This is a genomic window from Pseudomonas paraversuta, assembly GCF_904067025.1.
In the GTDB taxonomy this organism is placed as follows: domain Bacteria; phylum Pseudomonadota; class Gammaproteobacteria; order Pseudomonadales; family Pseudomonadaceae; genus Aquipseudomonas; species Aquipseudomonas paraversuta.
The window spans coordinates 3,623,161-3,637,873 of sequence record NZ_CAJFDA010000001.1 but is presented as its reverse complement, the minus strand read 5'-3'; the positions used below and the strand labels follow the sequence as shown (position 1 = coordinate 3,637,873).

General features: G+C 58.1%; 14 protein-coding genes. 8 read left to right on the top strand and 6 right to left on the bottom strand.

Annotated elements, in window-relative coordinates; genetic code table 11:
- Nucleotides 1–517 precede the first annotated feature (517 nt).
- The gene (gene bglX / locus JQ848_RS16500) at nt 518–2,809 is read right to left on the bottom strand and encodes a beta-glucosidase BglX (protein ID WP_010655873.1); all 2,292 of its coding nucleotides are present in this window, start codon (nt 2,807–2,809) and stop codon (nt 518–520) included.
- A gap of 265 nt (nt 2,810–3,074) precedes the next feature.
- Here bglX and JQ848_RS16495 point away from each other — a divergent pair, with 265 nt between their 5' ends.
- The 6 genes from JQ848_RS16495 to JQ848_RS16470 all read left to right on the top strand — a co-directional run bounded on the left by JQ848_RS16495 (nt 3,075) and on the right by JQ848_RS16470 (nt 7,459).
- Nucleotides 3,075–3,683 carry a LemA family protein gene (locus JQ848_RS16495; RefSeq protein ID WP_003441093.1) on the top strand — a complete coding sequence of 203 codons (609 nt, stop codon included), beginning with the start codon at nt 3,075–3,077 and terminating at the stop codon, nt 3,681–3,683.
- Between the two features lie 48 nt (nt 3,684–3,731).
- On the top strand, nt 3,732–4,472 hold the full coding sequence (locus JQ848_RS22860; RefSeq protein WP_003441095.1) for a TPM domain-containing protein: 741 nt from the start codon (nt 3,732–3,734) through the stop codon (nt 4,470–4,472).
- A gap of 28 nt (nt 4,473–4,500) precedes the next feature.
- On the top strand, nt 4,501–5,115 hold the full coding sequence (locus JQ848_RS16485; protein ID WP_003441098.1) for a TPM domain-containing protein: 615 nt from the start codon (nt 4,501–4,503) through the stop codon (nt 5,113–5,115).
- A gap of 107 nt (nt 5,116–5,222) precedes the next feature.
- Entirely contained in the window at nt 5,223–6,440 is a 1,218-nt protein-coding gene (locus tag JQ848_RS16480; protein WP_010655871.1) for a class I SAM-dependent methyltransferase, read from the top strand.
- 116 nt (nt 6,441–6,556) lie between these two features.
- Nucleotides 6,557–7,138, top strand: a complete 582-nt coding sequence (locus JQ848_RS16475) for a DJ-1/PfpI family protein (protein WP_003441103.1) — start codon at nt 6,557–6,559, stop codon at nt 7,136–7,138.
- 15 nt (nt 7,139–7,153) lie between these two features.
- Nucleotides 7,154–7,459, top strand: a complete 306-nt coding sequence (locus JQ848_RS16470) for a ribbon-helix-helix domain-containing protein (RefSeq protein WP_003441106.1) — start codon at nt 7,154–7,156, stop codon at nt 7,457–7,459.
- Nucleotides 7,460–7,541: 82 nt separating this feature from the next.
- Here the strand turns inward: JQ848_RS16470 and JQ848_RS16465 are convergent, their stop codons facing one another.
- From JQ848_RS16465 to JQ848_RS16455, 3 genes are all read right to left on the bottom strand, one after another.
- Nucleotides 7,542–10,088: a TonB-dependent receptor gene (locus tag JQ848_RS16465; protein WP_037001426.1), complete on the bottom strand. Its 2,547-nt coding sequence runs from the start codon at nt 10,086–10,088 to the stop codon at nt 7,542–7,544.
- 115 nt (nt 10,089–10,203) lie between these two features.
- Complete coding sequence (locus JQ848_RS16460) at nt 10,204–11,142, bottom strand: FecR family protein (RefSeq protein ID WP_161719477.1); 939 nt, start codon at nt 11,140–11,142, stop codon at nt 10,204–10,206.
- Nucleotides 11,139–11,678, bottom strand: coding sequence for an RNA polymerase sigma factor (locus tag JQ848_RS16455; protein ID WP_003441114.1), 540 nt, complete (start codon nt 11,676–11,678; stop codon nt 11,139–11,141). The genes JQ848_RS16460 and JQ848_RS16455 overlap by 4 nt, the downstream gene beginning before the upstream one ends.
- Nucleotides 11,679–11,852: 174 nt before the next feature.
- Between JQ848_RS16455 and JQ848_RS16450 the strand changes: the two genes are divergently transcribed.
- Nucleotides 11,853–12,185 carry a YegP family protein gene (locus JQ848_RS16450; RefSeq protein ID WP_003441118.1) on the top strand — a complete coding sequence of 111 codons (333 nt, stop codon included), beginning with the start codon at nt 11,853–11,855 and terminating at the stop codon, nt 12,183–12,185.
- Between the two features lie 101 nt (nt 12,186–12,286).
- Here JQ848_RS16450 and JQ848_RS16445 read toward each other — a convergent pair whose 3' ends face one another.
- A complete protein-coding gene (locus JQ848_RS16445) occupies nt 12,287–13,174 on the bottom strand; it encodes a dihydrodipicolinate synthase family protein (RefSeq protein ID WP_003441121.1) in 888 nt (295 codons plus the stop codon).
- A gap of 31 nt (nt 13,175–13,205) precedes the next feature.
- Entirely contained in the window at nt 13,206–13,988 is a 783-nt protein-coding gene (locus tag JQ848_RS16440; RefSeq protein ID WP_202210947.1) for an aldolase, read from the bottom strand.
- A 149-nt stretch (nt 13,989–14,137) separates the two neighbouring features.
- On the opposite strand from JQ848_RS16440, the gene JQ848_RS16435 reads away from it, so the two are divergent.
- Nucleotides 14,138–14,680 carry a helix-turn-helix domain-containing protein gene (locus JQ848_RS16435; RefSeq protein WP_127196588.1) on the top strand — a complete coding sequence of 181 codons (543 nt, stop codon included), beginning with the start codon at nt 14,138–14,140 and terminating at the stop codon, nt 14,678–14,680.
- Nucleotides 14,681–14,713 lie beyond the last annotated feature (33 nt).

Below are 14,713 nucleotides of genomic sequence, written 5' to 3'. Positions count from 1 at the left end.
TTCCTGATGGGTGACAGTATTTTTACTGCAACACCCGGGCCGCTTTCCGGCTTTTACGCTGGAAACCGGCTGCCATCCGCATGCGCGGTTTGGACTTTAAAAGCGTGTTTACTCAAACCCGACAGGCGCGAGAAAAGGACTTGAAATTCTCGTCTGAGTTGTGTTGGGTTTTTGGCCTAAAACCCTATATGTGGGGTTGTTTGGCCGAATAGATACAAGATATGCGTTTTGCCGAGTCTCTGCAACGTAGGATCTTGGCTTGAATCACTGCGTGTTTTGTGTATGAAAGCGTAAAAAACCGTGTAGGCCCCATGGGCTCGGCTTCAGACCGTTTGTCACCAAATTTTGCCGGATTAAACGCCCCGGACTGAATTTTGAGGGCGCGAACCCTACCACAAAAAACAGCGCTGTCCGAACGCATTTTCAGGCGCGTGCAAAGATAGGAAAGGTCAAGGGGATATTGGTGTTTCAAGACACCGCAAAGGCCTTGGCTGACCTTTGCGGCAGATGCGGGAAATTACAACAATTGGAAGCTGTTTTGCTGCACGTTCTGCGAATCAAGGCCGATCATCACCTCGAACTCACCGGGCTCGGCGACGTATTTCAATTGCGGGTTGTAGAACTTCAGCGCGTTCTCGTCGATGTTGAACTGCACGACTTTCTGCTCTCCGGCCTTGAGCATGATTTTCTGGAAGTCCTTCAACTCCTTGAGCGGCCGGCTCATGGAGGCGGCGACATCATGCAGGTAGAGCTGGACCACGGTTTCGCCATCGCGCTTGCCAGTGTTTTTCACGGTCACGCTGGCGGTCAGTGATGCCCCGGGTTTCAGGGTTTTGGCGGACAGGCTGACGGCCGACAGGCTGAAATCGGTGTAGCTCAGGCCATAGCCAAAAGGGTACAGCGGGGTGTTTGCCTCGTCGAAGTACTGCGAGGTGTAGTTGCCCGGCTTGCCCGGGGTAAAGGGCCGGCCAATGCTCAGGTGGCTGTAGTAGGTCGGAATCTGCCCCACAGAGCGCGGGAAGGTGATGGGCAGCTTGCCGGAGGGGTTGTAGTCGCCGAACAGGACATCGGCAATGGCATTGCCGCCTTCAGTACCGCTGAACCAGGTCTCCAGCACGGCATCGGCCTGCTGCTGTTGCAGGTCGATCGACAGCGGCCGGCCATTCATGAGCACCAGCACCAACGGCTTGCCAGTGGCCTTGAGGGCTGTGATCAGGGCGCGCTGGCTGGCTGGCATGTCCAGGCTGGTGCGGCTCGACGACTCGTGGGACATGCCCCGCGACTCGCCCACCACAGCCACCACCACATCGGCCTGCTGCGCCGCCTTGACCGCTTCGTCAATCATCACATGGGCCGGGCGCGGGTCGTTGGTCACTTCCGGGCTGTCGAAGTTCAGGAAGTTCAGATAGTCGACGATTTTCTGGTCGTCGGTGATGTTGGCGCCCCGGGCATAAATCAGCGTGCCCTGCTGGCCGAGTGCGTTGCGCATGCCGTCAAACACGGTGACCGATTGCGCCGGCTGGCCATTGGCCGCCCAGCTGCCCATGATGTCGATCGGTGCCTTGGCCAACGGGCCCACCAGAGCGATGCGTGCCTGTTTTTTCAGTGGCAGGGTCTGGTCCTGGTTCTTCAGCAGGACCAGACTCTTGCGCGCCACTTCGCGGGCTTCGCGCCGGTGCAGGCGGCTATCGGCGTTGGCATCGGCCGGATCGTCCTGGGCCTTGCCGATCCGCAGGTACGGGTCGGCAAACAGACCCATGTCGTATTTGGCCCCGAGCACTTCGCGCACCGCATTATCCAGATCGCTTTGTGGCACTTCGCCCGACTTCAGCAAGCCCGGCAATTCTTCGCCATAGACCTTGTCGTTCATGCTCATGTCGATGCCGGCCTTGATTGCCAGCTTGGCGGCTTCGCGCCCGTCCTTGGCGACGCCGTGCCTGATCAGCTCGATGATAGCGCCATGGTCGCTGACGGCGACCCCTTTGAAGCCCCAGTCCTTGCGCAGCAAATCCTGCATCAACCACATGTTGGCGGTGGCCGGGATACCATTGATCGAGTTCAGCGCCACCATCACCCCGCCAGCGCCGGCATCAATTGCGGCGCGGTACGGAGGCAAGTAATCCTGGTACATGCGCACCGGGCTCATGTCGACGATGTTGTAGTCCCGGCCACCTTCCACTGCGCCATACAGGGCGAAGTGCTTGACGCTGGCCATGATGTTGCCGGGCAGGGCGGGTGAAACTCCCTGATAGGCGTGGACCATGACTTTGGCAATGCGCGATACCAGGTAGGTGTCTTCGCCAAAACCTTCCGAGGTGCGCCCCCAGCGCGGGTCGCGGGCAATGTCGACCATCGGCGCGAAGGTCAGGTCAATACCGTCGGCGCTGGCTTCTTTGGCGGCAATCCGGCCGCTCAGGCCGATGGCGTCCATGTCCCAGCTGGAGGCAAGGGCCAGGCTGATAGGGAAAATGGTGCGATGACCGTGAATCACGTCGTAGGCAAAAAACATCGGGATTTTCAGGCGGCTGCGTTGAGCGGCATCCTGCATCGGACGGTTTTCGGCGCGGGTGATCGAGTTGAACGTGCCGCCGATACGGCCTGCAGCGATTTCCTTGCGAATCATCTCGCGGGGCATTTCCGGGCCGATGCTGATCAGGCGTAGTTGGCCGATCTTTTCATCGACCGTCATTTGTTTGAGCAGATCAGCCACAAACACATCTTTGGGCGGGAGCGGTGTCGGCGGGTTCTGGGCTAAAACCGAGTGACTGGCCAGACTAAGGGCCAGGCCCAGCAAATACATATTTCTCATGACATTCTTCTACGCGGCCGCTCTCTTAAAGCGAGGGATGGCCCGCGCTTTTGAAGCGATATTGTTCTGTGGGGGATGTAAGGACTACTTAACTTAAAAATTACCCTATCGTTAAGGTAAGTATTCCCACATGGCAGGCAGTCTTTTAGCTGATTAGCTACCAGCAATCCAGTGTTGCCGGGAGATATTCAGTCACGGTGAGGGAGTTTTTCCACAGGGTATGCGGTCAATAAACTCAATCGGGTTATTTCGGAGCGTCACAAGCATGGAATTACAAAGCGTTAGGTCCTCGGGCTGGAAAGTCATCGCGCTGCTGGCGTTGAGCAGTCTGCTGGCGGGATGCGGGATCAATACCATTCCGACCCTGGACGAGCAGGTCAAGGCGGCCTGGTCGCAAGTGCAGAACCAATACCAGCGGCGTTCCGACTTGATCCCCAACCTGGTGGAAACGGTCAAAGGTGCGGCCAGGCAAGAGCAGGCGACCCTCACCGCAGTGATTGAGGCACGGGCCAAGGCAACGTCGATCCAGGTGGATGCCAGCACCCTGAACAATCCGGAAAAACTCAAACAGTTCCAGGATGCACAGAACCAGCTGACCGGAGCCTTGAGCCGTCTGATGGTGGTGTCCGAGCGCTATCCGGACCTCAAGTCCAATCAAAACTTCCTCTCCTTGCAGTCGCAACTTGAAGGCACGGAAAACCGCATCAGCGTGGCCCGTCGCGACTTCATCCAGGCAGTTGAACGTTACAACACCGAAATCCGCACCTTCCCCGGCCGTTTGTGGCATGCCGTGATGTACAGCGACTTGCCGATTCGCCCGACTTTCGAGGCCACCGCACCGGATGCCGACAAAGCCCCGGAAGTGAAGTTCTAACCACCGCCTGGCCCTGCACTTACTGGGGGGCAAGCTGCCGAGGTGCTGATGCGCGTATCAAAACCGGGTTTGGGTCTGTTGCTGTGGCTATTTATAGCCACCGCACAGGCACTCACTTTTCCGACGCTGAGCGGGCGGGTGGTGGATGACGGGCAGATGCTCGACCCCGCCACACGCCAGCAACTGGCGCAAACACTGGAAGCCCACGAAAAAGCCACCGGCGAGCAAGTGGTGGTGGTTACGGTGGCGGATCTGCAAGGGACTCCCATTGAGGATTTCGGCTACCAGTTGGGCCGGGCCTGGGGTATCGGGCAAAAGGATAAAAACAACGGCGCCCTGCTGATCGTCTCGCGTGATGACCGCAAACTGCGGATCGAGGTCGGCTACGGTCTGGAAGGCCGCCTGACCGATGCGCAATCCTCGGTCATCATTAATCAGATCATTACCCCGGCCTTCAAAGCCGGTAACTTCAGCCAGGGCATCAGCGACGGTGTTGCCGCGATCCTGCAAGTGTTGGGTGGCGATCCCGTGCCTGAGCCGGCCTACGCCAGCGGGCAGGGCGATGGCAGTGACTTGATGACCGAGCACCCCGGTGTGGTGTTACTGCTATTTCTGTTGTTCGTTGTGGTCGTGGCTGTCTGCCAGTTTTACGGCATTTGCAACTCGGGCGGCGGCGGTGGCACCCGCTCCGGCGGGTTCGGTGGCGGGGGCTTCGGTGGCGCAGGCGGTGGCGGCTTTCGGGGTGGCGGCGGCAGTTTTGGCGGCGGCGGAGCTTCCGGCGGCTGGTAATTCACTTATTTAACGGGCATCGACACTCATGGCTTTACTTACCCCACAGCAACAACAGCAGGTTGCCGACGCGGTAACCCGCGCCGAACAGCGTACCGACGCCGAAATTGTCACCGTGCTGGCGCCGCGCGCGGATGATTACAGCTATATCCCCTTGTTATGGGCCAGCCTGATCGCCCTGGTGGTACCCGCTCTGGTGCACTTTTTGATCGGCGGTCTGCAGATTTACGGCTTGCTGATGTTGCAGTGGGCCTGCTTCGTCTTCCTCAGCCTGATCTTTCGCCTGCCGGCCATCACCACCCGCTTGATCCCGCCGCGCATTCGGCATTGGCGCGCGAGCAATCTTGCCCGGCGCCAGTTTCTCGAACAAAAACTGCATCACACCCGGGATCGCACCGGCGTGCTGATTTTTGTCAGCGAAGCCGAGCGCTATGTCGAGATTCTGGTGGACGAAGGGATATCGCAACATCTGGACGACAGCGATTGGGGCAGCATCGTCAGTGATTTCACGCGCCGTGTGGCATTGGGTCATACGGCTGAAGGCTTTATTTCCTGCATCGATGCCTGTGCCGAACTGCTGGAGCGGCATGTGCCGAAAACCCATCCGCGCAATCAATTGCCCAATCGGCTGGTGATGTTGTAATCGCCGCTGGCTGAAATAACCCCGTGCCCCTGGCGGCGAACGCGCCTAAAATAGCCGCCATTGCTTTTCAGATTCCCCCTCCTGCATCCCCCGAGGCACCTTTTTCAATGTCAGTGACTGCTACCACCGCCCCGTCTGTGCCGGATCATCGTGCGCAATTTTTGCACTTGCTGGAAACCGGCCTGGCCCAGAACTCCTTTATCAAACTGGTACTGGCCAAGTATGTCGGGCCAGAGGCCGAGCTGCAGCGGATCATCATCAAGCAAGTCACGGTCAAGGATCAGCCTTGCCTGTCGTTTGTGTACCGTTACAAAACCCGCGATATCACCAAGAACTTCCCCCTTGAAGAGGGCGTGGCCAATATCGCCGGGCTGTTGCCTGAAGCGTTTAAAAACGCGCATTTGCTGACCCTGACCGACGAAGTGCAGCTGGAATACAGCAAAAAGGGCAAAAGCTCGCTGTTCAAAGGTAAAAGCCAGCAGGAGCGTGAACTGCCGTCGGCTGAGCATAATCGTGAGAAAAATCGCTTCCTGGACCTGACCCGGCCGTTTTTGGCGGATCTGGGGGTCACCAACAAGCAGCAAGAACTGATCCCGGCGATGTCGCGCAAGTGGAAGCAGATCAACAAATTCATCGAGGTGTTTTCCCACGCCTTGAGCAACTCGCCGCTCCAGCTCGATCAACCGGTCAAGGTGGTGGATTTCGGTTCGGGCAAGGGTTACCTGACCTTTGCCATTCACGATTACCTGCGTCACAGCCTCAAGGCTGAAGGTGTGGTCACCGGGGTTGAGCTGCGTGAAGACATGGTCACGCTGTGCAACAACGCCGCCCAGCGCCTGGAGCACCCGGGCCTGTCCTTTCAGCATGGTGACGTACGCAGCTTTGCGCCGACCCCGATTGACGTGATGATCGCCCTGCATGCGTGTGACATTGCCACCGACTATGCGATTCATATGGGCATTCGTTCGGGGGCGGCGATCATCATGTGCTCGCCGTGCTGCCATAAGCAGATTCGCCTGCAGATCCAGAGCCCGGCGCTGCTCAAGCCGATGCTGCAATACGGGTTGCATCTTGGCCAGCAGGCCGAAATGGTCACCGACAGCTTGCGTGCGCTGTTCCTTGAGGCCTGCGGTTATGAAACCAAAGTGTTTGAGTTCATTTCCCTGGAACACACCAACAAAAACAAAATGATCCTCGCGGTAAAACGCGACGAACCCCTGGACCCGGCGCAGTTGCTGGTGAAAATCCAGGAGCTCAAGGCGTTTTACAACATTCAGGAGCACTGCCTGGAAACCTTGCTGCAGGCGGACGGTTTGTTGAAGTAAGCCTGTAACAAGCCTGCGGGCGGGCACGTAGTACCTGGCTATTACCCGCGTGGGCCCTCAGGGGGTACCTTGGCTACTCTTATCAGTCCAAGGCTTACCCCGGAGGAGAACTCACCATGGCGGCGAAAAAAATTCTGATGCTGGTTGGCGACTACGTTGAAGACTACGAAGTGATGGTGCCGTTTCAGGCGCTGTTGATGGTGGGTCATCAGGTTCACGCAGTGTGCCCCGGCAAAACCTCGGGGCAGACCGTTCGCACGGCGATTCATGACTTCGAGGGCGATCAGACCTACAGCGAGAAGCCGGGTCATCTATTCGCCCTGAATTTCGATTTCGACAAAGTCCGGGCCAGTGACTATGACGCGCTGGTGGTACCAGGTGGCCGAGCTCCGGAATACCTGCGGTTGAACGAAAAGGTTCTGGAACTGGTTCGTGAATTCGATAAGGCCGGTAAGCCAATTGCTGCTGTGTGCCATGGCGCGCAATTGCTGGCGGCTGCCGGAACGCTGCAAGGCCGCGAGTGCAGTGCTTACCCGGCCTGCGCCCCGGAAGTGCGATTGGCCGGCGGTACTTACATTGATATCGACGTGACCAAGGCCCATGTGCAAGGCAACCTGGCGACGGCGCCTGCGTGGCCGGCGCATCCTGCCTGGCTGGCGGCGTTTCTTGGGTTGTTGGGTACGACCATTACCTTGTAAGAAGAGGGTGCGACCATGTGTGAGCTATATGTCAAAGCCGATCCGATTCTTTACGAGTCGCGCTCGCGCTCCTTGCGTATTTGCGGCGTGGTCACCACCTTGCGCCTGGAAAACCAGTTCTGGGACATCCTCAGCGAGATTGCTGAAACCGATGGCATGACCACCAACCAGCTGGTGGCCAAGCTCTACGAAGAGGTGATGGATTATCGGGGCGAAGTGGTCAACTTCGCCTCGTTCCTGCGGGTAAGTTGCAGCCGCTACCTGAGCCAGCGCCGGGTGCAGGCGCCGGAATTGAATTTGGTGGGGCGCAAGCAGGGTTGAGCCACTCTCTTGTAGCCGCTGCCGACAGGCTGCATCCGGTGGCGAAGCTGTCCTGAGGTCGGTGTGCGAGGTATCTGCAGTTTTAGAAGAACCGGGTCACGCTGACTTTGGCGTTACGGCCCTGGCTGTAGGCATTTTCTCCGCTGAGCATCGGGCGATAGCTCTTGTTGAACAGGTTATCCACCGTGAAGTTGACCTCGGTGCCTTTGAGGTAGGGCTGAGTCGGTTTCCAGTTGGCAAACAGGCCCTGTACGTTGTAGCCGTCATTGTCGTAGTGGTCCCAGTAGCGGTCGCCCAGGGCACTGATATCGCTGCTGTAGTAGTTATCGCTCGGCAAGCGGTCAGTCTTGCGCACGAACTCGCCTTTCCAGCCGATTCGGGCATCCCAGGCCGGAATTTTCGTGCCCAGTACGGCCACCCACTTGGGCGCAGGAACATCTCGGGCCCATACGTCGGGGCCCCAGGGATTGGTGTAGGCGCCTTGGTGTTTGCCGGTCATCCATGCGTACGACAGCGATCCAAAGAGGTAAGTGGCCTCGTAGAAGCTTTCGATCTCAAAGCCCTTGATGGTCACGCTACCAATGTTGCGGTAGTTCGGCATGTTGGGGCCGCAGTCTTGTGTCATGCCGCCTGACGCGGTTTGCGCTGCACAACCCACGCCCGTGGCTTTGAAAATCTCATCGTCGATCTTGTTGCTGAACAGGGTGGTGCGGATCAGTGCGTGGTCGCTGTCGCCAAAGATCTGATCGAACGTGGTGATATTGCCCCCGCGCCAGCCAGTGATGCGCTCCGGCTTGAGGCCGAGGCTGGTGGACGTTCGGCCGCCAATGGCCTGGACTTCGTACTGTTCGTCGATCACCGGGGCGCGCCAGGTTTTGCTGTAGTCGACAAACAGGGCGGTCTGCGGGGTTATTTTCCAGAACGCTGACAGGCGCGGCGACCAGCCGGTGTAGGTTTTGGCGCTGTAGTCATGGCCCAGTTCCAGGTGGTTGTAGTAGGGCGCATCGTTCTCCTGGCCACGATTTCGAACATGGTCATAGCGCATCGACGGCGTCAGAGTGAAATCACCGAGGGTGATGGCGTCCTGGATATAAAAGCTGTTGGTGTCCACCTTGCCGGCGGGCATAAAGCCTGGCTGGTAATGGCCATAGTTGTATTTTTCTACTTCGTAGGTCTTGCCCGGCATCCACATGTTCACATCGCGTTCATGTTTGCGAAACTGCACGCCGGTGGTGACTGCATGGTCCAAGGGGCCGGTGGCAAACAGGCTGATGTTTTCGATCTGGAGCATGTCATCGGTGTAGCCGGTTTCCATCTTGCGCCCGCCGCTGGTGGGCTGGATGAAGGCCTGTTCGCCGCGCTCGTCGGTCTGCTCGGTGTTGGAGTGCGAGTACTTCACTTCCAGATCAAGCAGAGGGTTATCGATGGGCTCGTAGTTGTATTTGGCCGACCAGGTGGTGTCGACGGTCGAACGGGTGGACAGGTAGCGCTGCGAAGCAATGTCGTAACCGTATTTATCGATGTTGGCCTGGCTCGGCGGCGCCGGGTAGCTGACAGCCGAGAACGGGACCCACAAGTGGTTGTTCGATTGCGAGTAGGACATTGCGACGCTGTGCTCGTCGGTCAGGTGCAGGTTGAGCTTGAGCAGTTGCGCATCCAGGTCCTGGGCCGTATTGGGCAGGCGCAAGGGGTTCACCGGGTAGACATTGCCGGGGTTGGGCATGTTATCCGCGAGCTTCATGTCATCGCCGTCGCGTTTGGTGTAGTACACCAGCGCATCGGCGCGGCCATCCTCGGTCCGGCCGTAGGCGGCGCCACTGTAGACCTGTTGATGGTCGTTGCTGCTGTAACCGTACTTGAGCATGGCGCCCAGGTCTTTGCCTTCTTCCAGCAGGTCCGGTGCGTCTTTGGTTTCCATGTGCACGACGCCACCAAAACCGCCATTGCCGGTGCGGAAATCGTGGGGGCCCTTTTCTACTGCAAGGCGTTTGATCAGTTCAGGTTCGATGAAGATCGTGCCTTGCTTGTAGCGCTCAAAACCGCTTTTGGTCGCGCCATCAACGGTCATCTGGACGTCTTCGGCTTCGCCCATGCCCCAGATGTTGATGGTCTGGCCGCCCGGTTTCAGGGAGCCGCCGAGGTTGATGCCCGGCAAGGTGGCCAGCAGGCTGGGAATGTTATTGGCCTGATACCTGTTGATTTCGGTTTGGGTCATGGTCGACTTGCCGACGTTGCTGGAGTCGACTTCGTTGCCGTTGCCTACCACGCTGACCGCGCCCAGCTCCAGGCTGTTGCTGGTGGTGATGCCTTCTTCCCGGGGGCGCACAACATAGGTGCGGTCGACCTGGATCAGACTGAAATCCGTGCCTTTGAGCAACCGGTTGATCGCCTCTTGCGGGCTGAAAGTGCCACTTAGGGCCGGGGCTTGCACATTGCGTAACAAGGCTTCGTCAAACAGCAGCTGGATTTTTGCCTGCTGTGCCACATCACTCAATGAGCTGGCCAGCGATTGCGCCGGCAGTTGCAACTGGATCGATTCGGCATGGGCGTGCAGGCTGACCGCCATACACGCAGCGAGCAATCCAGTACGTGTGCACAAGTGCGAGAAGTGATGTGGTGCGCGAAACATGAAATCCCCCGGTGCGGCAACAAAGGCCAAAAAAGACATGCGTTAGCAGACCGAAGGAAGACGCGGCACAAAGAGAAAACCACATATGCGAATGAAAAATATTCGCATATGTTTTTTAGCGGGGCTCGATACGGATTTTTCCGTTATCCAGCAGGTGATTTTTCACCGGGATCAGCGCGGGTAAAGCCTTGACCAGAGCCAAGGGGTCACTGACATCCAGATTGCCCGAGACCTTGTAGCGGCCAAGCGGGCCGTCTGCCAGCTCGATCACCCCGGGGCGGTATAAGTCCAGCTCGTCCACCAGGCTGGCCAGTTCACGATTGCGAAAGGACAGATGCCCGCTGCGCCAGTCAGCCACTTCACCCGGGCTGAGACTTTGCTCCTCAAGCGAGCCTTTGGCGTAGTCGTAAGTGGCACGCTGTGAGGCGCCCAGCAAGGCGGCCGACTTGCCATCGGGGATAAACGCGACTTGCCCGTGGGCGACACTCACCACCAATTGACGCTGGCTGCGGCGCACATCAAAACCGGTGCCGACGACCCGGACCCGCGCATGGCCGGCGTGTACCACCAGCGGCTGTTCCTTATTGGCGGCCACTTCGATATAGAGCTGGCCCCGATCCAGATAGATGTCCCGCTGACTGGCGCTGAAGTCGATGCGCAAACGGGTGTTGGCATTGACGGTCAAGGTGCTGCCGTCGGGCAGTCTGACGGTTTTTGCGTCCTGACTCTGGGTTGCGATCTGTTGTTGATGCAGCTGTACCGGGGTACCGATATTGAGTGCAAACACGGCGCATAACACTGCTGCGGCCGTTGCCAGGGCAAACACTGAGCGGCGGCGCCGGGGCTGGGGCACGGGTTTATTCAACTGCTTGAGTTCGCCGAGATCGGCCCACAGAGACTCAAATTCGGCATATGCCCGGGCATGGGCAGGGACGGCCTTCCAGCTGTTGAATTGCTCGCGGCAATTGCTGTCGGGTTGATTGCGATTACGCGCAAACCAGGTGGCCGCCTGTGCGTCGATGCTCTCGTGAGCGGTCATTTGAAAAGGGGTCATTGTGGCTGCTCCTTGCCGCTGTCCCGTTGTAAATGTCGCTTGCAGTGAAGCAAGGCAAAGGCAATGTGCTTTTCCACCATGCTGACGGAGATTCCCATACGTTCGGCAATCTGCGCCTGACTCAAGCCTTCAAAACGATGCAGCATAAGGGCTTCGCGGCGTCTGGGCGAGAGTTCTGCGAGCACGGCTTTGAGTTGCTCGAGATATTGCAGGCGTTGTGCGCCAGCCATCGGCTCATCCCTCTCGTCGGTCAGGGGCTCGGGTTGACCCGCACTCTGTTCGCTGTGCACCGCTTGGCGTACCTGTTGGCGACGCCAGTGATCGCGTAACAGATTGCGCGCCATCTGGAACAGAAAGGCCCGCGGCTGCTCGACTTTGGCCCGGTCCTGATAACCCAGCCATTGGGTGAATACATCCTGGGTCATGTCAGCTGCATCGCTGGCGTTGTCCGTGCGTTTGCGCAGGAAGTGCAGAATCTGTGTGTAGAACTCGCGCAAGGATTCGGCCACTGGCGGGTCAGGTTTGAAGCGGGACATGAAGATCCTTAAGGATGCAGCGATGCAAACAAGTCGCGAATGGTATCGAGAATTATTGCTATTTGTCTCGCTGGAAATTCATCTTTGCGCTTATTGCGGCGGATAAATGGCTAAATACCCTGTGGCCGCTTTACTGAAGAAGGGAAAAATCCCTACTACAGCAGGAGAGTGGTTATGTCAGGTTGGTACGAGTTGAGCAAAACCAGCAACGGACAGTTCCGTTTTGTCTTGAAGGCGGCAAACGCCGAAACGATTTTGGTCAGTGAGCACTACACCACCCTGGCGGCGGCCAAAGCCGGGATTGCCTCGGTGCAGGCCAATAGCCCCCATGATGAGCGCTATGAGAAGAAGGTCGCCAAAGACGGCAAGCCGTACTTCAACCTCAAGGCGGCGAATCACCAGATCATTGGTACCAGCGAGCAGTACAGCGCCGAGGCGGCGCGGGACAAAGGCATAGCCAGCGTCAAAACCAACGGGCCGACCACGCAGATCAAAGAAAAATTTTGATGACCCCATTGGTCTGAGCCTGCTGGCGAAGGTGTCACTGGGTTTTCAAGGGCAAAACATCAGTGTCATTTTCGGCAGCAGGCCCGGGTGTTGCGGGAGCGTCAGCGCAGGATTTTCAAGATTTGCTGCAATTGTGAAACGGCGCTTTCAGACAGTGGAAATACCGGCAGGCGCGGGTCCCCAGCCTCAATGCCGGTAAGGCGCAGGCCTGCCTTGATAGTTGCGGGCAAGCCGCCTTTTAGAATGAACTGCAGAAGTGGCAATTGGCGATAGAACAGCTCGCGGGCTGTTTTCAGGTCGTTGGCCAGTACCGCTTCATACAACCCCAGATTGAGTGCCGGAATCAGGTTCGGTGCAGCCGTACACCAACCTTTGGCTCCGGCCGCGAACGCTTCCAGTGCCAGCGGGTTGCAACCGTTATAAAACGGGATCTGCCCCTCGCCCAGCTGTTGCAGGCGATGCATGCGCTGAATGTCGCCGGTGCTTTCCTTGACCATGGTGACGTTTTCAACCGCATTGAAAATGCGCAGGATCAATTCGACCGACATGTCCGTACCGCTGGTGGCCGGGTTGTTGTAGAGCATGATCGGAGTGCTGATGCTGTGGCCAATGGCGCGGTAGTGAGCGAGGATTTCGGCTTCGCTGAGTTTCCAGTAGGCGGCCGGCAAGACCATCACCACATCGGCGCCATATTGCTCGGCAAGGCGCGCGCGCCGCACAGCCTTGGCAGTGGTCAGGTCGGACACACTGACTATGGTCGGTACCCTTTTGGCGACATGGGCCAGGGTGAACTGGCTGACTTGATCCCATTCGGCGTCGCTCAAGTACGCGCCTTCGCCGGTGCTGCCCAGGGGGGCAATGGCGTGAACACCGCTGTCGATCAGTTGGTCGATGGAGCGTCCCAGTGCGCTCAGGTCAATCTGTTCGCCGTCGGCGGTAAACGGGGTGATGGTGTAGCCGATGATGCCGTGAATGTTTGAGGTCGACATGAAGTATCTCCGTTTCAACAGGTAGGTGGGCTCAGTTCAGGCAATCGGCATGACGACGCAGGTTTTGCCGGGCGTAGTAATTGAATGCGGCAGCGTGACGTTTAGGACGGCTGATCCAGTCATGGGCTTCGCGACCCAGCGCCGGCTCGACGGGTTTGATAGTGCCGGCCGCCATCGCCAGCAGTTGCAGCTTGGCGGCGCGCTCGATCAGTTGCGCGATCACGCAGGCTTCTTCGATGCTGGCCCCGCTCGACAACTGGCCGTGGTGCGAGAGCAGGATCGCGCGTTTGGCGCCCAGCGCCCGGGTGATGATTTCACCTTCTTCATTACCCACCGGCACCCCCGGCCAACCTTCCAGAAAAGCGCAGTCTTCGTACAGCGGGCAGAGATCCATGTGCGACACCTCAAGCGGCACTTCCAGCATCGACAGTGCGGCTACGTGGGTCGGGTGAGTGTGGATGATGCAGTTCACATCCGGGCGGGCGCGGTAGACCCAGCTGTGAAAGCGGTTGGCCGGGTTCGGCATGCCGTGGCCTTCGAGTACTTCCAGGTCTTCATTGACCAGCAATAGATTGCCGGCAGTTATTTCGTCGAATCCTAGGCCCAGTTGTTGGGTGTAATAGGTGCCGGGTTGTGGCCCGCGAGCCGTGATTTGCCCGGCCAGACCAGAGTCGTGGCCGTTTTCAAAGAGGATGCGGCAGGTCAGGGCCAGCTTTTGCCGGTCAGTCCACGTATTATCCGCCAGCGTATTTTGCATCTGTACAAGCGCTTGCTTGACCAGCTGCTCTTTCGGGAGTGCTAATGTCTTGGCCATGTCGGTGTCCTTTGCAGTGATTGCCGGATTGCCTGCCCCGTAGCCTGGAAAGTGGCGGGGCAGCGCATATGACACTTAAGAGGCTATATGACACAAAGTGTCATTGGCAAGAGAAACCCGCGTCTCCTTTGATGGATTAATTGCTATACATGTCTATCCGCTTGAAATTACTCAGAAAAAAACTGGGCGTTACCCTTGAGGTGCTGGCCGAAAAATCCGGCATGACCAAGAGTTACCTGTCCAAAGTTGAGCGCGGCCTTAATACGCCGTCGATCGCCGCGGCGCTTAAATTGGCCAGGGCACTGAATGTGAACGTCGAGGAGCTGTTCTCGGAGGACAGCGCACGGCTGGACAACTACAGCCTGGTGAGAAGTGATCAGCGCCAGTTGCTGTCGGGCACCGGGCAGTCACCTGGTTATGCAGTGCTGGCGCATCAGGTCAGCGAGCGCAACCTGCTGCCGTTCATGATGTTCCCCCCTTTCGAATTCGCCGATCCCAGCTTCAAGGAGCATGCGGGCGAAGAGTTTTTGTTCGTGCATGAGGGGGCAGTAGAGGTGGACTTCATGACTGAGCGGGTCATTTTGCAGAAGGGCGATGCCTTGCATTTCAACGCCCAAAAGCCCCACCGTTTACGTTCGGTGGGGCAGGTTCAGGCGCAGTTGCTGGTGGTGGTCAATAGCAGGGATGACTAGGGATTGCGGGCCCTTTTCCCGTAGCGGGAGGGG